The organism is uncultured Ruegeria sp., assembly GCF_947497005.1.
GTDB lineage: Bacteria > Pseudomonadota > Alphaproteobacteria > Rhodobacterales > Rhodobacteraceae > Ruegeria.
In genome coordinates, this window is sequence record NZ_CANMFF010000003.1 from 339,015 (window position 1) to 358,249 (window position 19,235).

Below are 19,235 nucleotides of genomic sequence, written 5' to 3' on the forward strand. Positions count from 1 at the left end.
AATGGCTAGAGCAAAGTTTCTCTGCGACGCTGAACGCTGCATCGAATGCAACGCCTGCGTCACCGCGTGTAAGAACGAGCACGAGGTGCCCTGGGGCATCAACCGTCGCAGAGTGGTGACGATCAATGACGGCAACCCGGGCGAACGCTCGATCTCGGTCGCCTGTATGCATTGCTCGGATGCGCCCTGCATGGCGGTGTGCCCGGTCGACTGCTTCTATCAGAACGAAGAAGGCGTTGTCCTGCACTCCAAGGACCTGTGCATTGGCTGCGGCTATTGCTTCTACGCGTGCCCGTTCGGCGCGCCGCAATATCCGCAGGCGGGCAACTTCGGTTCGCGCGGCAAGATGGACAAATGCACCTTCTGCGCCGGCGGCCCCGAGGAAACGCACTCGACAGCAGAGTTCGCCAAATATGGTCGCAACCGGATCGCCGAGGGCAAACTGCCCATCTGCGCCGAGATGTGTTCCACCAAGGCCCTGCTTGCTGGTGACGGCGACGTGGTGTCCGCAGTTTACCGTGAACGCGTCGTGGCGCGCGGTTTCGGCTCGGGCGCCTGGGGCTGGGGTACAGCCTACGACCAGAAAGACGGGTAAAGCCCGGCCTTGGAAAACTAGCCCTCCGCCGTGCGCGGGGGGCTTTCCGGATGCTGCGAGCAGGAGTCCGCTTCCTTCCTCGTCACAACAATTTCGACAATGAGGCGCGCATGACTAACGATGTTTACTGGCTACTGAAACTTGACCTCAATCTCGACAAAAAGACTGAATTCGAAGCGCTTATGGCGGAAATGGTCACGGCAACGCTGCAAGAGACCGGTGCCAAAAGCTATGAATGGCATATATCCGGTTCAGCAGTTCATATCTATGAACGCTATGCCAGTTCCGAAGATGCCATGATTCACATGCAGAATTTCGGCGCGAATTTCGCGGAAAGGTTTCTAGCTCTTTTGACGCCAGTGGGGTTAGACGTTTATGGCCCGGCCAAGGATGATCTTCGCGAAGCTCTCACGCCTGTCGGAGCAGTATTTCACGAGCAAATCGGCGGCTTTGACCGCTGACCTGAAAATGCACAGGAGGATATCCCTATGCGCCTGATCCAGTACCTGCTTGTTTCGATATTCCTGACCGGAGCCGCATGGGCGCAGGAGACCTCTGAACCCACAGCAGAAGACCGCTCCTCGACCGGCGGGGCGACAACCCTGGAAGATATCCTCGCCCGGCAACGCGGCGAACAAGTCGACAATAGCTATCGCTCCGACAATACCGGTCAGGGCAATGCAGAGGGATTGTTGGGCCAGCTTGGAACCCGCGGCCTAGCTTCGGACAGTGATGTATACCGCGCATTGCGGTATGGTTCTGCGGATGTGACGGTGTCCTCAAACGGCCCTGCAGCCAGCGTGTTGATACAGGATGGCGGCATGTGGTGGTTGACCTTCCGCACTGGACCATTGCGTGAATACGGGACTTACATCATCGCTGGAATGCTCGGCATCATCATCCTATTCTTCCTGATCCGCGGCAAAATTCGCATCGACGGTGAGAGGACTGGCCGCACGGTTACCCGCTTCAATGGCTTTGAACGGTTTGGCCATTGGCTGTTCGCCGGGTCGTTCCTGATCCTCGGTGCAACTGGTTTGCTGACACTTTACGGGCGTGACTTCCTGATCCCGCTCTTCGGGAAAGAAGGGTTCGCTACCATCGCACAGGGTTGCAAGTGGCTGCACAACAATCTGGCCTGGGCTTTCATGCTGGGTCTGATCATCGTCACGGTAAACTGGATTGCCCATAACATCCCGAACCGCACAGACCTGAAATGGCTGGCCGCAGGTGGCGGGCTTTTCTCCAAGGGCAGTCATCCGCCAGCCAAGAAATTCAACGCAGGACAAAAGGTGATCTTCTGGGCCTGCATCCTGCTGGGCGTTTCTATCAGCCTGTCGGGCCTGTCTTTGTTGTTCCCGTTCGAGATGCCGCTATTTGCCAAAACCTTCCAGATCGCTAACGCGACAGGCTTGCCGCAAATGATGGGCCTGAACCTGCCGGTACAAATGTCCCCGCAGGAAGAGATGCAATACGCGCAGGTCTGGCACGTGATGGTGGCTTATGTCTTCATCGCGATCATCGTCGCGCATATCTATCTCGGCTCTGTCGGGATGGAAGGTGCCTTTGATGCCATGGGCACGGGTGAGGTTGAAGAGCAATGGGCTCGCGAACACCACTCGCTGTGGTTGGAAGAAGTTCAGGAAAAAGAGGCAGGTAAGGCCGTCGCCTCGCCTGCTGAATAAATGCGTGGGCTGGTTCTGGCCCTGGCACTGGTGCCTCTGCCGGCCTTGGCCGAGTTCTTCACGCTTAAAGGTCATGGCGGCCCCATCATGGCGATCGCCACAGCCCCGGACGGGCGCATTGCGACAGCCAGTTTTGACAACTCCGTCGGGCTCTGGGCTGACAAGCGCCCTGAATGGCTGGAAGGTCACGAGGCTGCCGTAAACGCCGTTGCGTTCAACGGTACCGCCATCTACTCGGCCGGAGATGATTTTACCCTGCGCAAATGGCCGAGTGGCGATGTCGTCGGACGTCATCAGGGTAAGATCGTCGGATTGGCGGCGTCAAAAACTCACGTTGCAACCGCCAGTTGGGATGGGACAATTGGGTTGTGGCCCGTGGACGGAGCAGAAGCAACAATCCTTGGCCCGACTGGAAGCGGTATGAACGCGGTCGTGTTCTCGTCTGACGGCACACAGCTCTATTCAGCAGGCATGGATGGGTCGCTGCGGATCTGGGACGTCTCGAGTGGACAAGAAACCGCCCGACTCGTTGAGCACGGGTTTGGCATAAACGAGCTGGTCCTGAATGAACGGGACAACTGGATCGCTTACGGTGCGGTTGATGGCGTGACCCGAATTCTGGGCCTTTCGACAAGCGAAGAGCGCGATTTCACGCTGGGCCGTCGCCCGATCCTTGCCCTTGCGCTCAGCCCGGATCGAAGGTTTCTAGCTGTGGGTGACGGCGAAGGTTACATCATGGTCATCGATACCACCGAGTGGCGCATCGCACAGGATTTTCGCGCGACATTACGGGGACCGGTCTGGGCCCTGGCCTTTTCGGTCGATGGTGAAAACATCCACGCGGGCGGAATTGACGAAGCAATGTACAGCTGGCCTGTAACTGCCTTGTCGGACCAACAGCGGATGGCCAGCTCTGAACCCAGTTTCCTGAAAAACCCCGACGAAATGGACAACGGAGAACGTCAGTTCTCACGCAAGTGTTCGATCTGTCACAGCCTCTCACTCGACAGCGAACGCCGTGCGGGGCCTACCTTGCACGGGGTATTCGGGCGCCAGGCTGGCACATTGCCCGGATATTTGTACTCGGAAACTCTGCAAGGCTCTGATATCATTTGGAATGACGAAACGATAAACGCCCTTTTCGATGAAGGGCCTGACCATTACATTCCGGGGTCGAAGATGCCGATGCAGCGGATTGCCAAAGCTCAGGATCGTGAGGATCTGATTGCTTTCATACGTCGCGCAACGGGTGACCGGAACTGAACCGGAGGAAACCATGAAAGCCTTTCTTGCTGCCGTCGCCGCGATGGTCGTTATTGCAATTGCAGCGCCTTTTGTGCTGGACCAGATCGGGTTCAGCGCCGCCGACGCCACATCAGGCTCCGCCGTGCGTCTCGACTGAATGTCGCAATATCTGACCACCCGAGAACTGGCCGATCTGCTGCGTATTGGCGAGCGGAAAGCCTATGATCTTGCCTCATCAGGCGAGGTGCCCTGCGTACGGGCCATGGGCAAGCTGTTGTTCCCCCGAGCCGAGGTCGTTGCCTGGCTCAACGCTTCCCGGTCTGGCCCACAGGTGGCCGAACCGCCCCTGCCCCCGATTGTTGCGGGCAGTCACGATCCTTTGCTTGACTGGGCATTGCGCGAAAGCGGATCGGGGCTGGCCACCTATTACGATGGCTCTTTTGACGGGCTGACAAGGCTGAGCGAACGCAAAGCACAAGCCGCCGTGTTGCACATCCACGAAGATGACGGGTTCAACAAAAATTCTCTGCGCGACGCTTTCGGCGAAGCACCAGTGATCCTGTACGAAGTCGCCCGGCGCGAGCGCGGGCTGCTTCTTGCTCCGGGTGTAACGGACATTAAGGCTTTTGAAGATCTTAAGTCGCGCCGGGTCATCTTGCGTCAGGACAGTGCAGCAAGCCAGCGCCTCTTCGACACGCAGCTTGAGTCCCACGGCATGACACGCGACGATCTGGACGTTCAGCCCGGTTGCGCACGTACCGAAGAAGAGTTGGCCATCGCCTTGCACGATCAAAAAGCCGAAGCAGGCTTTGGTCTTGGTGCGTTGGCCAAGCTCTACAACCTGGGCATTGTGCCTACCCATTCCGAGCGGCTGGACCTTGCCATCTGGCGCAGGGCGTTTTTCGATCCGCCCATGCAGAAGCTAATGACATTCCTACGCTCAGAGCAATTTTCTCTGCGCGCACGCGAGTTCGGCGGCTACGACTTGTCAGGTCTGGGTGCGATTCACCACAACGGTGCCAGCGGGTAATTCAGCGTCTCCTGGTGGATTCCTTCGGGTTTTCCCGCGGCTTGCAGGAACAGTTACTGCGCGTTGGGGAAAAACACCTGTTGGCCCTCGAGCCTGAAGGACGCGATGGCCTCCTGCCCGTCCGGCCCGGTCAGCCATTCGACAAAACGCTGACCGGAAGCCGCCCGAACATGCACGTGCTTTTCCGGGTTTACAAGGATCACGCCATATTGGTTGAACAAACGCGGATCACCTTCAACCAGCACCTCGAGATTGCCCTTGTTTCCAAATGACAACCACGTTGCCCGGTCCGTCAACGTGTACGCATCCATGCCGCTGGCTACGTTCAGGGTCGCCCCCATGCCGGACCCGGTTTCCCGATACCATGCACCCGACGCATCAGTTGGGTCCAGCCCTGCCGCAGACCAATGACCCAGCTCGGCCTTATGCGTTCCGCTGTCATCACCACGTGATGCAAAGGGAACCTCAGCCGCAGCGATGGCCGAAAGCGCAGCCAAAATATCGGCTCCGCCGCGAATTCCGGCGGGATCAGATTTCGGGCCAACCAGAATAAAGTCGTTGTACATCAAATCTTTCCGCTCAACGCCCCAGCCGTCAGCGACAAATTGCTCCTCGGCCGGTTTGGCGTGAACCAGCAGAACGTCTGCGTCTCCGTTGATCGCATTGCGAATGGCCTGACCGGTTCCAACTGCAACAACACGGACGTCGATGCCGGACTCGGCCTCGAACCACGGCAGGATGTATTCCAACAACCCAGAGTTCTGCGTGGATGTTGTCGACTGTACCACGATAAAGGGCTCTTCCGCCGAAACCATACTGGTCGACAGGCCCAAAGCCATCACCGCTGCCCGAATTAATGCCCGGAACATCACTCTCTCCGTTTTATCTTTTTAGGTAACCAATCCACCCGCCAGATAGCGATGCGACGCATCGCTTTCGGGGGCATCCAAAACCTGTTTTGCGGCGCCATGTTCCACCACATGTCCGCCCTGCATCATGACCACGTCCGAAGCCAAACGACGAGCCTGACCGATATCATGTGTGACCATCACAATTCGCACGCCCCGCGACGAGGCGCGCAACACCATTCGTTCGATCACCTGTGTCGCGCCGGGATCAAGGGCGCTGGTCGGTTCGTCGAGAAACAGTGTTTCGGGTTCCAGTGCCAGCGCCCGCAGGATTGCCAACCGTTGCGCCTCACCCCCCGATAATGACCGTGCAGGTTGTCGGGCCTTCCCGTCCAGCCCCCCTTCGGTCAGCAATTCAGCGATGCGTGCCCTTCTTGCCGGTCGACCCAAGCCCTGACGCTTGAGAACGAAATCCAGATTTGAAGCAACAGACCGACGCAGCAGAACCGGTTGCTGAAACACCATGGCCTGGCGGGCTTTCTGCTCTGCGCCAAGTAGCTTTCCATCCTGAATCACCTGCCCCCGGTCTGGTGAAATCAACCCATGCAAACACCGCAACAGCAGGCTTTTGCCTGCGCCGTTGGGGCCAAGGATCAAGGTTGGTCCCGGACCATCCAGAACCAGCGAACGGACATCCAGCAACGCCTTTCCCTTGCTGCGGATCTGCAAATCCTCAACCTTCAGGCAACTCACCATATCGCCGAGCAAATCACGCATGGCGCAACCCCTCTTGCTCAGCCCGCAGGCTTACGGCGCTGACCATTGCATTCACCGCGATGGCAATCCCGATGAGGATCGCTCCCAGCGCCAATGCCAGTGCCAGATTTCCTTTCGAGGTTTCCAATGCAATCGTCGTCGTCATGACGCGCGTCACATGGTTGATGTTCCCGCCCACGATGATCACCGCGCCCACCTCGGCAATGGCGCGTCCGAAACCGGCCAGCAAAGCCGTGACCAAAGCCAGCCGTGCATCCCAAAGCAGCACAGGAACCGATGCCAGCCGCGACACGCCCAGTGATCGCAATTGCTCGGAGTATTCTTCAGCCAGCATCTCGACCACCTGTCGCGTCAGCGCCGCAACAATGGGTGTCACCAACACGACCTGTGCAATGATCATGGCCGTTGGGGTATACAAAAGCTCCAGCACACCCAAGGGGCCAGATCGGGACAGCATCAGATAGACCAGCAGACCCACCACCACGGGTGGGAACCCCATCAGCGCGTTCATAAGAACGATCAACATCCGTCGCCCCGGAAACCGGGCCACGGCCAAAGCAGCCCCGACCGGCATGCCGATCAGGGCAGAAATCAGCACTGCAAATACAGATACTTTCAGGGACAAAAGCACAATCGCCCAAAGCTCTGAGTCTCCTTCAAAGATCAAAGCAACGGCAGCGCTGAATTCTGATGCAAATCCCTGCATTTCTTTCCATAGTAACTGCATTTCGTACGAAATGCGTTAATTTACAAGTAAATACTACTCGGTTTTTCAATCGAGTACAGACACAAATCCGGCATCTAAATGAGAAACGCGGCCCCGATCGGGGCCGCGCTTAAATCACTCGAATTGACGGATAGCGTCAGTTCAACGCTGCGTCCGTGATCTGATGCGTCCAGGCACCATCGGGTTCTTTGGTGATCGCCGGGTTCTCTGCGGAAACAGCTGACAGCAGTGTTTTTACAGTCTGGTCATAATCGGCAGGATCCAATGCGCCGTCCGATCCTTCGATCAGCTTTGCCACCTCACCCATCATATAGACCTGATGGTCCAGCTCTTGTGCGCCAGTCTCATCGAATTCCAGCACGATTTCGGCGGCTTCTTCCTGATTTTCAGCCGCGTATTTCCAACCTTTCATCGAGGCCCGAACAAAACGCTCCATCTTGTCGGCGAATTCTGGATCGCTCAGGTTATCTTCCATGACATACAGGCCATCCTCGAGCATCCCGAAGCCCATCTGAAGATAGTTGAACGTCACCAACTCTTCAGGTGTGATACCGGCCTGAAGGATCTGGCGATACTCGTTGTAGGTCATTGTCGAAATGCAATCCGCTTGCCCCTGGATCAGAGGATCTGCAGAAAACGCCTGCTTCAAAACAGTGACGCCGTTATCATCTGCGCCGTCCGTTTCAATGCCCAAGGACGCCATCCAGGCGTAGAACGGATATTCATTGCCAAAGAACCAAACACCCATGGTGCGGCCGGGGAAATCCTCGGGTGTTTCGACGCCGGTGGATTTCAGGCAGTTGACCTGAAGACCGCCCGTTTTGAACGGTTGTGCGATGTTCACCAGCGGAACGCCGCGCTCGCGCGCAGCCAAACCAGCGGCCATCCATGTGGTGATGACATCTGCACCGCCACCGGCAATGACCTGTTCCGGTGCAATGTCCGGGCCACCCGGTTTGATTGTGACATCAAGCCCTTCTTCGTCATAGAAACCCTTTGCTTCGGCTACGAAGTAGCCGGCAAATTGCGCCTGCCCTACCCATTTCAACTGCAACGTCACTTCGTCCGCCGCTAGCGCCGTGCTGGCTGCCAAACTGAAGGCGGCAACCGCCCCGCTAAGTAGCTTGTTCATCTTCATATCTCCTAGTTGCTTATGGTTGCCCCGTTTTCGAGGTCTGTTGAGTTATTCATTTTCTTATCCGCGTTGTGACGGATGCCAAAACGTCACGACCTTCTCGATACCTGCGACAAGGCCATAAAACGCGGTACCTGCAAGCGCAGCCACCACGATCTCGGCCCAGACCATATCAAGCGACAGCTGACCGACGCTGGTCGAAATCCGAAAGCCCATCCCAACGATTGGCGAGCCAAAGAACTCTGCCACAATGGCTCCAATCAAAGCCAATGTCGTCGAAATCTTCAACCCGTTGAAAATGAAAGGCATCGCTGCGGGTAAACGCAGTTTCAGAAAACTCTGCCAATAGGTTGCACCATACGTTTCCATCAAGTCGCGTTGCATCGCAGTGGCTTCACGCAACCCGGCAACGGTGTTGACCAGCATTGGGAAGAACACCATCACGACGACCACCGCCGCTTTGGAATGCCAGTCAAACCCGAACCACATGACTAGAATAGGTGCCGTTCCAACAATGGGCAGAGCCGCCACGAAATTGCCTACAGGCAAAAGCCCGAGGCGCAGAAAGTCCCACCGATCCACAGCTATTGCTATCAGGAATGCTGCTCCGCATCCGATGACATAACCGCTAAGCGCACCTTTCAGGATTGTCTGAACAAAATCTGCCCAAAGAATGCCCAAACTATCCGCAAAGCGCAGCGCGATGGCAGAGGGCGCAGGCAGGATAACCAACGGCACCTCAAGACCGCGTACAATCAACTCCCAGGCGCCCACGATGGTCAGCCCAAAAATCACCGGAGCGAGGAAACGAACGATCTGGCTATCGGCTTGTGGACCACTGGCCAGTCGGCTGTTCAGCCACCAGCCAAAAATCCACAAAAGCAATGCAAAGATAACCAACATCATTGCGCCATCCCCATCCTTTTAAGGACTGTCCGTTCAATCACTCCCAGCAACCCAACCAGACAGGCCGCCAAAATGGCCGCTGCAAACAAAGCCGACCAGATCTGAACCGTCTGGCCATAGTAACTGCCTGCCAGCAAGCGCGCCCCCAGACCAGCAACAGCCCCTGTCGGCAGCTCACCAACAATGGCACCGACCAGAGACGCTGCGATGCCGATTTTCAATGACGTGAACAGGTAAGGCATCGACGCAGGCAGCCGCAGTTTCCAAAAACCCTGCGACCGGCTGGCACTATAGGTCCGCAGTAAATCCAGCTGCATCGCATCGGGGCTGCGCAATCCTTTGACCATACCAACGACAACCGGGAAGAAGCTCAGATAAGCCGAGATGATCGCTTTGGGAATGATCCCCTGTACGCCAACCGAATACAGGACGACAATGATCATCGGGGCCAATGCGATAATGGGGATTGTCTGGCTTACAATGGCCCATGGCATGACCGATAAATCCATAACCCGGCTATGCACAATCCCAACAGCCAACAAGACGCCCAGCCCGGTACCGATCACAAAACCCAGCATTGTCGCGCTAAGTGTGACCCAACCATGATAGATCAGCGATCGTTTTGATGTGATTTTCTTCTCGACGGTCGTTTCCCACAGTTCAATCACGACCTGATGAGGCGATGGAAGACGGGGTTTCTTCTGTTCCCACGCGGCGGGGATCGCAAACGTGTTGTTCACAACCAAGCCGAATTCTCCCATGCCCCTGCGTGCGCTCGTTGTAGGCGGCTCAACCTCGGCGCCGCCGCGTTCAAGTTCACTCAGAACACCTTTGATATTCATCGGAACGCAAGCCGCATACCAGATCAGGGCAATCACGGCGACAACAGTAAGTATGGCAATGACCTGTTTCATACGTGCCACCCCATTCGATAGACGGGCACAGTGTCAGGGGGTACGGGCGGCTCTTCGGCGGTCACTTCAAACCCTTCCCGGCGATAAAACCGCTGCGCCGCCACGTTGGGTCTGTGTGTTGTCAGCCAAAGGAACGCCCTGCCTTCTTTAGCTTTGTCAACAAAGCACTTGCCGATGCCTTGCCCTGTCCGGCGACAAAACAAAGCGCCGATTTTCTGCTGCACGGGATCAACCGACATATAGCAATCGACCGGATCACCAGCGACCCAGATTTCACGGCTGTCGAATGCGTCGCGGATCAAGACCGACAGTTCTTCCACCTGCAGTTCATCGGGCATCCATTTTGTTTGCGTAGCCCAGCCATGAATAACTTCAGCACAGGCCGTCACGTCATCTGGCACGGCCCGCCTGATCACAGTGGCGTTCAGCTCAGTCGTCATAGGAATGCCCCGCGCGCAGCCCATCGCGTACACGATGAGCCACTTCGATGAACTCTGGCGTGTCACGGATATCCAATGGCCGTTCTTTCGGCAAAGGGCTGTCGATTACATCGGCGATTCGACCCGGCCGAGGGCTCATCACCACAATCTTGGTGCTGAGATACACCGCTTCGGGGATCGAGTGCGTCACAAAGCCTATCGTCTTCTCTGTCCGTGCCCAAAGCTCCAAAAGCTGCTCGTTCAGGTGGTCGCGCACAATCTCGTCCAACGCGCCAAACGGTTCGTCCATCAGCAGGATGTCGGCATCGAAGGCCAGCGCCCGTGCGATACTGGCCCGCTGCTGCATCCCGCCCGACAGCTGCCACGGAAACTTCCCGCCAAATCCTGCAAGATCAACTAGTTCAAGGACGTTCTTTACACGCTCATCCTGCTCGGCAGCCGAGTAGCCCATGATCTCAAGCGGTAGCTTTATGTTTTTGGCAATTGTGCGCCAGGGATAAAGTCCTGCCGCCTGAAACACATACCCGTATGCCCGATTTCGCCGCGCTTCATCGGCGGTCATACCATTGACGGTGAGCGACCCGCCCGTTGGCGTTTCCAGCGCTGCGATACACCGCAGAAAGGTGGTTTTACCGCAGCCCGAGGGGCCGATAAAACTGACGAAATCGCCCTTGTCAATTGTCAGGTTCACGTCTTTCAGCGCGTGAACTGGCCCATCATTAGTCTGGAATGTCAGGTCCAGATGCCTTGCCTCGATGACGGGCTGGGTCGTGCTTTCAGTGTTCATTCTATTGCCTTGAAAAGAGTGGTGTCAGGGCCGCCGCGAAAGCAGCCCAAACTGGTCAAACACCGGTCACCGGAATACCCGTCCGCTCAACAGGCCTTGGTGCTGTCAGCTCTTTCCAGGTGCTCAAGGCCTTGTTGACGGTCGTGTTCGCCTCACGCGCCACAAAGTCCCCATGACCTTCCTGCGTGCGGATCTCACCATCATGTACCGCAACCTGTCCACGGGTCAGAGTAAAGCGCGGCAGACCTTTAACTTGTTTGCCCTCAAACACGTTATAGTCGATAGAGGATTGCTGGGACCCGGCGCTGATCGTTTTGCTTTTCTCAGGGTCCCAAACCACCAGATCAGCATCTGCGCCGATCAAGATTGCGCCCTTTTTCGGATAGCAATTCAATATCTTGGCGATGTTTGTTGAAGTGACCGCCACGAATTCATTCGGTGTCAGGCGCCCGGTGCTCACCCCATGTGTCCACAGCATCGGCATCCGGTCTTCCAGTCCTCCAGTGCCGTTGGGGATCTTTGTAAAATCGCCAACACCATATCGCTTCTGCTCAGTGGTAAAGGCGCAATGATCAGTGGCCACAACGCTCAGAGACCCCGACTGCAATCCGTTCCAAAGGCTATCCTGATGCTGTTTGTTCCGGAACGGAGGGCTCATGACCCGTCGCGCCGCGTGGTCCCAATCCTGATTTAAGTATTCACTTTCATCCAGCGTCAGGTGCTGGATCAGGGGTTCTCCCCACACCCGTTTGCCCTGCATTTTTGCCCGCCGGATGGCTTCATGTGCCTCTTCACACGAGGTGTGCACGACGTATAACGGCACGCCAGCCATGTCCGCGATCATGATTGCCCGATTGGTGGCCTCACCTTCAACCTGCGGCGGGCGGGAATAGGCATGCGCTTCGGGTCCGGTATTGCCTTCCGCAAGCAACTTAGCGCTCAGCTCTGCCACTACGTCCCCGTTCTCGGCATGCACCATGGCGGTTCCGCCCAGTTCGGCAAGACGCTTGAACGAGGCGAACAGTTCATCATCATTCACCATCAGCGCGCCTTTATACGCCATGAAATGCTTGAAGGTGTTGATGCCCCGGGTTTCAATCACGGTTTTGATGTCGTCGAACACCTGTTCGCCCCACCACGTGACCGCCATATGAAACGAATAGTCACAATTCGCGCGGGTCGATTTGTTGTCCCATCGCTTCAATGCATCCAGCAGGCTTTCACCGGGGTTGGGAAGCGCAAAATCGACGACCATCGTCGTGCCACCTGCAAGCGCCGCGCGCGTGCCGCTTTCGAAATCGTCACTGGAATAAGTGCCCATGAAAGGCATCTCCAGATGGGTGTGCGGATCTATCCCGCCCGGCATCACATAACAGCCGGTCGCGTCCAACTCCTTGTCACCCCTTAGATCCATCCCGATCTCGGTGATCACGCCACCTTCGACCAATACGTCCGCCTTGTAAGACAAATCCGCGGTGACGACGGTTCCGTTTTTGATAACAGTACTCATTTTAAACTCCCTCATGCGGTCTGCGCCGCTTGCTTCATCTGGCCAAAAATACCTCGGGGGAGTCGCCCTCTGGGCGACGGGGGTAGCGCCCCCTATTCCACGATTTCGGCAGTCTCGACCACGGCATGCAGCAGAACATCCGCCCCGGCTGCCGCCCATTCCTTGCTGATATCTTCAGCCTCGTTATGGCTCAGCCCATCGACACAAGGGCACATGACCATCGCGGTCGGTGCCACCCGGTTGATCCAGCAGGCGTCATGCCCTGCGCCCGAGATGATATCGGTGTGTGAATAGCCCAGCCGCTCGGCCGCGTTGCGCACCGCAGATACACAGCGATCATCGAATTCCACCGGGTCGAACCCACCGACTTTCTCGAATTCGATTTGCAGGCCCATCTCGTCAACGATATCCTCAGCGGCCACGCGAAGTCGGTTTTCCATGTCGGTGATCACATCCAGATCGGGCGAGCGAAGATCAACCGTAAACACCACCTTGCCTGGGATCACATTGCGCGAGTTCGGGAACACATCAATATGGCCTGCCGCCCCAACTGCATGCGGTGCATGGGACCAGGCAATCTCGTCCACTTTTTCAAGAATACGTGCCATCGCCAGCCCGGCATTTTTGCGCATTGGCATCGGGGTCGAGCCGGTATGGGCATCCTTGCCCGTTACAGTGATCTGGGTCCAGCTCAGCCCCTGACCGTGGGTGACGACGCCGATGTCCTTACCCTCAGCCTCCAAAATCGGCCCCTGTTCGATATGCAATTCGAAGAACGCATGCATCTTGCGCGCACCAACGTCTTCGTCGCCGCGCCAACCGATCCTGTTCAACTCATCCCCGAACTTCTTGCCCTCGGCATCTTCGCGGTTATAGGCCCAGTCCTGTGCGTGCATCCCTGCAAATACACCCGATGACAGCATTGCCGGTGCGTAACGGGTCCCTTCTTCGTTTGTCCAGTTGGTGGCCACGATGGGATGTTTCGTCCTGATGCCCAAATCGTTCAGCGTCCGGATCAGCTCCAACCCACCTAATACTCCCAGAACACCGTCATATTTGCCGCCTGTCGGCTGCGTATCCAGATGGGACCCTACATAAACAGGCAAGGCGTCTGGGTCGGCGCCTTCACGGCGGGCAAACATGTTGCCCATCTGGTCAAGCCCCATGGTGCACCCCGCTTCCTCGCACCATTTCTGGAACAAGGCGCGGCCTTCCCCGTCCTCGTCCGTCAAGGTTTGACGGTTATTTCCGCCTGCAATTCCAGGGCCGATCTTGGCCATCTCCATCAGGCTGTCCCATAGCCTGTCGCCATTGATCCTGAGATTCTGCGCCGGAGCTGCCATGTTCATCTTCCCTGTCTATTTGCGATTTAGCTCGCTTTTGGTGTCTTGATTTGACCATCTGGTCAAACTCACGCTATCACGGGTTCGGTATCAGTCAAGAAATTGCGCGGTACAGCTGAAGTTTTCAGTGTATCCCGCGCCTATTCGACGAAAAAAGAGACACGCTGAAAACATGCCAAAAGACCGCGCCCCGACTCGCATTCAGAAAAAGAATCGCGCAGCGATTCTCGAGGCCGCCCTGAACGTGTTTTCAGCCCACGGGTTTCGCGGGGCAACCGTGGATCAGATTGCCGCTGAGGCCGGGCTAAGCAAACCGAATCTGCTGTATTATTTCCCATCGAAAGAGGCGATCCATACGGAACTTCTGTCGGGTTTGTTGGACACTTGGCTGGCCCCGTTGCACGATCTGGATGAAGATGGCGATCCGATGGAGGAAATCCTGGCCTACATTCAGCGGAAACTGCAGATGAGTCAGGAGTTACCACGCGAAAGCCGCCTTTTTGCCAATGAACTGGTGCAGGGGGCGCCGCGTATCCACGAGGCTTTGTCCAATGACCTCAAGGAACTGGTCGATGACAAGGTCACGACCCTTACCCGCTGGATGGATCAGGGCAAAATCGCGCGTGTGCACCCCTATCACCTGATGTTTTCGATCTGGGCTTTGACGCAGCATTACGCCGATTTCGAAGTTCAAGTGCGCGCAATTTTGGGCGAAGAGGATCCGTTTGAAGGCGCCGATCCCTTTGTCGATACGTTGTATCGAAAGCTTCTGACCCCTTAATAAAAGGGGCCGCAGAACCGGCCCCTTGGTGATTTGTTGCATTCCCCTCATTCGGCCGCCTTGGCCATCGGGTTGTTCGGGTGCGTCGTCCAGTTCGCATAGGTTGGCTGAACTTCTTTCCCCGTACGTGGATCAACCTCGCCCGCGGCCATCGGCACCATATCGATGCAGCCTTCGATCGGACAAACATCAACGCACAGGTTGCAGGCAACGCATTCGTCATCCATCACCTCGAACACTCGTTCATCCGATATCGATATCGCCTGATGGCTGGTGTCTTCACAGGCCGCATAGCAGCGACCACATTTAATGCACTGATCCTGATCGATCTTGGCCTTGGCAATGTAGTTCAGGTTCAGATACTTCCAGTCGGTAACATTGGGCACTGCACGTCCGATCACCTGATCGACGCTGGTATAACCCTTCGCGTCCATCCATTCCGACAGGCCCGCGGTCAATTCGTCGATGATCTTGAAGCCATAGGTCATAGCAGCGGTACAGACCTGAACGTTGCCACAACCCAACGAGATGAACTCGGCCGCGTCACGCCAGGTCGTGACGCCGCCGATCCCTGAAATTGGCAGTCCACGCGTCGCCTCGGCCCGTGCTATCTCGGACACCATCGACAAGGCAATTGGCTTGACTGCCGGGCCGCAATAACCGCCGTGGCTGCCCTTGCCGTCGATCGAGGGTTCCGGGCTGAACGTGTCCAGATTGACACTGGTGATCGAGTTGATCGTGTTGATCAGCGACACCGCATCCGCGCCGCCGTTTTTTGCTGCCGCAGCTGGTTTGCGGACATCCGTGATGTTCGGCGTTAGCTTCACGATGACCGGGCGGTCGTAGTATTGCTTGCACCACCGGGTCACCATCTCGATGTATTCCGGCACTTGCCCAACGGCCGAGCCCATTCCGCGTTCGCTCATCCCGTGCGGACAACCGAAGTTCAGTTCAATCCCGTCAGCGCCGGTTTCGGCAACACGGGGCAGGATGGCTTTCCATGCCCCTTCCTCGCACGGCACCATGATCGATGCGATTAGCGCGCGATCCGGATAGTCTGATTTGACCCGCGCCATTTCCTCAAGGTTCACCTCCAATGGCCGGTCCGTAATCAGTTCGATATTGTTCAGGCCCAGCAAACGGCGGTCAGCCCCATAGATTGCGCCATAGCGCGGGCCGTTCACGTTCACAACCGGGGGACCCTCGGCGCCAAGCGTTTTCCACACAACACCGCCCCATCCCGCTTCGAACGCGCGGCGGACGTTGTATTCCTTGTCCGTAGGCGGAGCAGAGGCCAGCCAGTACGGGTTGGGGCTGGAAATACCCAGAAAGTTTGTCGTCAGATCGGCCATGGCTTCTCCCTTCCCGGCTTAGCCGGATTTCTTGAATATCATTTCAGTCGGGCGGATGCGCCCGGCCTTCAGGTTTGTGACGTAGTTTTGGAACTTTTCGGGCGCCGTCTCGCCCATCATCAGGTGAATTCCCAGCGGCGCAGGGCCGCTTTCGGCAATCTTTGCAAAGACATCCTCGAAGAACTGTATCGCGAAATCGGTGCGGTCCGTTTCGGTTTCCAACTCAAGACCCGCTGTTTCCGCAGCATTCTTGTACACATCCGGAGTGTGAACGAAGGAAGTCTCTGACAATGTGGACCACGGAAGAGGGAAAGACAGCGGCTGATCCACGTCTCCGCCCATGACATCGAACAGGGCAAAGGTTCCGCCCGTGGCGAGCGCGCGGGATACTTCGGCGAACAGCCCCGCCTTGTCTTCGATGTTCATGCCCACATGCATCATGACGGCAAGATCATACCCTGCGTCCGGGACCGGCATGTCCAGAGCGCTGCCAACGTGAAAACTGGCTTTACCGGAATGCCCGACCAGATCGCTGAGCGCGGTTGCGGTTTCAACAAACTCAGGTGTCAAATCGACCCCGGTCACCGTTGAATCATAGCGATCCACGATGTAACGCGAGGTGCCTCCGATACCGCATCCGACATCCAGAACACGGGTGGCATGGGTCGGCGACAGCTGTGCAAACAGGTTGTCGGTCGCCAGAACGCCGCCTGTGTGGAACTCATCCCCGGCCTTCAGATCGGCGACCGTGGCCGCATCCGGGTCAATGCCGCTGGCCTCCAGCGCCGCGCGGACGCGTTCGGTCAGGGCACCGGTGGTATAGTGTTGAGCAACAGCTTGTTCGATCTGGGACATGGGAATACCTCAGCAGCGAAAGGAATGGGGTGAATACCCCACCCTATCACGAAACGAGCGTTGCGTGGATATCCATCGCAGCATCCCGGCCCTCGGCAACGGCGGTTACGGTCAGGTCTTCGCCCCCCGCAGCGCAATCTCCGCCTGCCCAGACACCGGTCAAGGAGGTACGGCCAGCACCGCTGACAGCAATCTTGTTGCCGTCCAGCGTCAATCCGTCCGGCGCGCCTTCCAGCGTCTGACCGATGGCTTTGAGCACCTGATCTGCTGGCAGGCGGATCATTTCACCGGTTCCGCTGAGCGTGCCGTTCTGGCTGGATGTGTATTCCAGCTCGATCTCGGCCGCAGCACCATTGCCGTGTACCGACACCGGCTGAACATTGGTCATGATCCGAACACCGTGCGAGGCTGCCAGATCCTGCTCGTACCGGCTGGCGCCCATGGCGTCGCGGCCACGCCGGTAGGCGATGGTCACGTGTTCTGCGCCCAACAGCTTGGACTTCACAGCAGCATCCACTGCTGTCATCCCTCCGCCGATGACGACCACATTCCGTCCGACGGGCAGATCGGCGAGGTCACTGGCCTGCCGTACGTCCGCGATGAAATCAACAGCAGCGCGTACGCCACCCTTGTCGACACCATCTGCCCGCAAGGCGTTTACACCCGCGAGGCCGATGGACAGGAACACCGCGTCGTAGTTTTCAACCAGACCATCCAATGAAATGTTTTCGCCAAAAACAGACCCGGTCTCGATCGCGATGCCGCCGATTTTCAGCAGCCAATCTACTTCGGCCTGCGCGAAGTCATTGGTCGATTTATAGGCGGCAATACCATATTCATTCAGGCCGCCCGGCTTGGGTTTGCTTTCATGGATCACCACATCATGGCCCAGCATGGCCAACCGGTGGGCACATGCCAGACCCGCAGGTCCGGCCCCGATAACGGCAACGGTCTTGCCGGTCGATGAGGCACGTTCAAATGGGTGCACACCCGAGGCCATAATGTCATCGGTGGCAAAACGCTGCAGGCGACCGATCTCAACCGGTTTACCCTCGGCGGTTTCGCGAACACAGACCTCTTCGCACAGTGTTTCCGTCGGACAGACACGAGCGCACATTCCGCCCAGAATGTTCTGTTCTAGGATCGTGCGTCCTGCCGATTGCGGTTGTCCGGCTTGAATCTGGCGGATGAACAACGGGATATCGATATCCGTTGGACACGCGGTTACGCATGGCGCGTCATAGCAGAAATAACAGCGATCTGCGGCAACTGCGGCCTCATGCGGGGCCAGTGGCGGATGCAGATCGGTGAAATTCGAGGTCAGCTCATCGCTTGAAAGCCGCCCGGCTACGATGCCGGGTGCCATCTGGCCCTGTGCCATCACTCTACTCCCTGTAGATATGTTTGTTATACTCTTAGCTTGCCACAAATAAATTTTTTATCAATTGGTAAAATTTATCAAAAGGTCAAAAACTGATTTCACCTACCTGAGAGCTCGGATTCCTCTTGTAATTTCCATGCGTTATAGGTCGTGTAAAAATTCAGACCATTTGGCCTAGATGGCCGGATTTGGTCCATACACGTGCGCCTTTGGGCCCGGCAACGGCCTGAGAATGCGTTCCCGGCGGCAAGCGCAGCCAATCCCACTTGGAGAATTCCGCCCCTTCTTCAGTAAAGCCACCGCTTATCACAAACACTTCCATGCCCTGGCTCGCGTCCAAGTCGACGACCTCTCCTGTCTGCCATGTTCGAACATTCACATCTTCACGCCCGTCCTTGAACAACTTTAGGTTCGTGTCGCCGTTGATGGAGCGCCGGACCTCGGTCCGGTCCTGCGGGTCGAACTGATGCAGCTTGACCAGAATGGTTGCACCATCGGCCGCGGACGGGGTGTGAGACGACGTTGGTGGGTTGCGCACATAGCTGCCAACCGGAAAGTCACCGGTTTCGTCCTGAAAGACGCCATCCAAAACCAGATATTCTTCTCCGCCGTCGTGGGTATGGGCGGAAAAAGCGCTGCCGGGGGCAAAGCGAACGATGGTCGTAGCGCGAGCAACTTCTTCACCTATTCGGTCCAGCATTTTGCGCTCGACCCCTACAGCAGGCGACGCGACCCATTCGGTCTCGTCAAAATGAACGGCGACCCGTTTGGTGAAATCCGCATTGATCCGCATGTGTAGCCCTTTCCGCAACATCCCATGAAAGAAATGGGATCGCGTGGCGGAATTTCAAACCATCCGCTTTTGACGCCTCAACCTGCTTGCTGTAATTCGGATCAAAGGGCGCCGGATCAGGCAGCTAACAG

General features: G+C 56.9%; 21 protein-coding genes. 7 read left to right on the forward strand and 14 right to left on the reverse strand.

Annotated features, from left to right (window positions below):
* Position 1 precedes the first annotated feature (1 nt).
* From fdh3B to Q0816_RS06475, 6 genes are all read left to right on the forward strand, one after another.
* A complete protein-coding gene (gene fdh3B, locus Q0816_RS06450; RefSeq protein ID WP_010439472.1) occupies positions 2 to 595 on the forward strand; it encodes a formate dehydrogenase FDH3 subunit beta in 594 nt (197 codons plus the stop codon).
* 110 nt (positions 596 to 705) lie between these two features.
* Complete coding sequence (locus Q0816_RS06455; RefSeq protein WP_298848752.1) at positions 706 to 1,056, forward strand: antibiotic biosynthesis monooxygenase; 351 nt, start codon at positions 706 to 708, stop codon at positions 1,054 to 1,056.
* A 27-nt stretch (positions 1,057 to 1,083) separates the two neighbouring features.
* Positions 1,084 to 2,280, forward strand: coding sequence for a formate dehydrogenase subunit gamma (locus Q0816_RS06460; RefSeq protein WP_298848754.1), 1,197 nt, complete (start codon positions 1,084 to 1,086; stop codon positions 2,278 to 2,280).
* Positions 2,281 to 3,543: a c-type cytochrome gene (locus Q0816_RS06465; RefSeq protein ID WP_298848756.1), complete on the forward strand. Its 1,263-nt coding sequence runs from the start codon at positions 2,281 to 2,283 to the stop codon at positions 3,541 to 3,543.
* 13 nt (positions 3,544 to 3,556) lie between these two features.
* Positions 3,557 to 3,682 carry a hypothetical protein gene (locus tag Q0816_RS06470; RefSeq protein ID WP_298848758.1) on the forward strand — a complete coding sequence of 42 codons (126 nt, stop codon included), beginning with the start codon at positions 3,557 to 3,559 and terminating at the stop codon, positions 3,680 to 3,682.
* On the forward strand, positions 3,683 to 4,555 hold the full coding sequence (locus Q0816_RS06475) for a helix-turn-helix transcriptional regulator (RefSeq protein WP_298848760.1): 873 nt from the start codon (positions 3,683 to 3,685) through the stop codon (positions 4,553 to 4,555).
* Between the two features lie 53 nt (positions 4,556 to 4,608).
* On the opposite strand, the gene Q0816_RS06480 is transcribed toward Q0816_RS06475, so the two are convergent.
* From Q0816_RS06480 to Q0816_RS06525, 10 genes are all read right to left on the reverse strand, one after another.
* On the reverse strand, positions 4,609 to 5,424 hold the full coding sequence (locus Q0816_RS06480) for a substrate-binding domain-containing protein (protein ID WP_298848762.1): 816 nt from the start codon (positions 5,422 to 5,424) through the stop codon (positions 4,609 to 4,611).
* Between the two features lie 21 nt (positions 5,425 to 5,445).
* Positions 5,446 to 6,180, reverse strand: coding sequence for an ATP-binding cassette domain-containing protein (locus Q0816_RS06485; protein WP_298848764.1), 735 nt, complete (start codon positions 6,178 to 6,180; stop codon positions 5,446 to 5,448).
* Entirely contained in the window at positions 6,173 to 6,886 is a 714-nt protein-coding gene (locus Q0816_RS06490) for an ABC transporter permease (protein WP_298848766.1), read from the reverse strand. Before Q0816_RS06490 ends, Q0816_RS06485 begins: the two co-directional genes overlap by 8 nt.
* Before the next feature lie 157 nt (positions 6,887 to 7,043).
* Complete coding sequence (locus Q0816_RS06495; protein WP_298848767.1) at positions 7,044 to 8,039, reverse strand: ABC transporter substrate-binding protein; 996 nt, start codon at positions 8,037 to 8,039, stop codon at positions 7,044 to 7,046.
* A 63-nt stretch (positions 8,040 to 8,102) separates the two neighbouring features.
* Positions 8,103 to 8,948 (reverse strand): ABC transporter permease, encoded by an 846-nt coding sequence (locus Q0816_RS06500; RefSeq protein ID WP_298848770.1) that lies wholly within the window; start codon positions 8,946 to 8,948, stop codon positions 8,103 to 8,105.
* Positions 8,945 to 9,862, reverse strand: a complete 918-nt coding sequence (locus tag Q0816_RS06505; protein ID WP_298848772.1) for an ABC transporter permease — start codon at positions 9,860 to 9,862, stop codon at positions 8,945 to 8,947. Before Q0816_RS06505 ends, Q0816_RS06500 begins: the two co-directional genes overlap by 4 nt.
* Entirely contained in the window at positions 9,859 to 10,302 is a 444-nt protein-coding gene (locus tag Q0816_RS06510; RefSeq protein ID WP_298848774.1) for a GNAT family N-acetyltransferase, read from the reverse strand. Before Q0816_RS06510 ends, Q0816_RS06505 begins: the two co-directional genes overlap by 4 nt.
* Complete coding sequence (locus Q0816_RS06515) at positions 10,292 to 11,089, reverse strand: ABC transporter ATP-binding protein (RefSeq protein ID WP_298848775.1); 798 nt, start codon at positions 11,087 to 11,089, stop codon at positions 10,292 to 10,294. Before Q0816_RS06515 ends, Q0816_RS06510 begins: the two co-directional genes overlap by 11 nt.
* A gap of 55 nt (positions 11,090 to 11,144) precedes the next feature.
* Complete coding sequence (hydA, locus tag Q0816_RS06520; protein WP_298848777.1) at positions 11,145 to 12,599, reverse strand: dihydropyrimidinase; 1,455 nt, start codon at positions 12,597 to 12,599, stop codon at positions 11,145 to 11,147.
* A 92-nt stretch (positions 12,600 to 12,691) separates the two neighbouring features.
* A complete protein-coding gene (locus tag Q0816_RS06525) occupies positions 12,692 to 13,942 on the reverse strand; it encodes a Zn-dependent hydrolase (protein WP_298848779.1) in 1,251 nt (416 codons plus the stop codon).
* 172 nt (positions 13,943 to 14,114) lie between these two features.
* Between Q0816_RS06525 and Q0816_RS06530 the strand changes: the two genes are divergently transcribed.
* Positions 14,115 to 14,723 (forward strand): TetR family transcriptional regulator C-terminal domain-containing protein, encoded by a 609-nt coding sequence (locus Q0816_RS06530; RefSeq protein ID WP_298848781.1) that lies wholly within the window; start codon positions 14,115 to 14,117, stop codon positions 14,721 to 14,723.
* A gap of 47 nt (positions 14,724 to 14,770) precedes the next feature.
* Here Q0816_RS06530 and preA read toward each other — a convergent pair whose 3' ends face one another.
* From preA to Q0816_RS06550, 4 genes are all read right to left on the reverse strand, one after another.
* Positions 14,771 to 16,075: an NAD-dependent dihydropyrimidine dehydrogenase subunit PreA gene (preA, locus tag Q0816_RS06535; RefSeq protein WP_298848783.1), complete on the reverse strand. Its 1,305-nt coding sequence runs from the start codon at positions 16,073 to 16,075 to the stop codon at positions 14,771 to 14,773.
* An 18-nt stretch (positions 16,076 to 16,093) separates the two neighbouring features.
* Positions 16,094 to 16,930, reverse strand: a complete 837-nt coding sequence (locus tag Q0816_RS06540) for a methyltransferase domain-containing protein (protein ID WP_298848785.1) — start codon at positions 16,928 to 16,930, stop codon at positions 16,094 to 16,096.
* Between the two features lie 46 nt (positions 16,931 to 16,976).
* Positions 16,977 to 18,311, reverse strand: coding sequence for an NAD(P)-dependent oxidoreductase (locus Q0816_RS06545; RefSeq protein ID WP_298848787.1), 1,335 nt, complete (start codon positions 18,309 to 18,311; stop codon positions 16,977 to 16,979).
* A 160-nt stretch (positions 18,312 to 18,471) separates the two neighbouring features.
* Positions 18,472 to 19,104: a cupin domain-containing protein gene (locus Q0816_RS06550; RefSeq protein WP_298848789.1), complete on the reverse strand. Its 633-nt coding sequence runs from the start codon at positions 19,102 to 19,104 to the stop codon at positions 18,472 to 18,474.
* Positions 19,105 to 19,235: the final 131 nt, after the last annotated feature.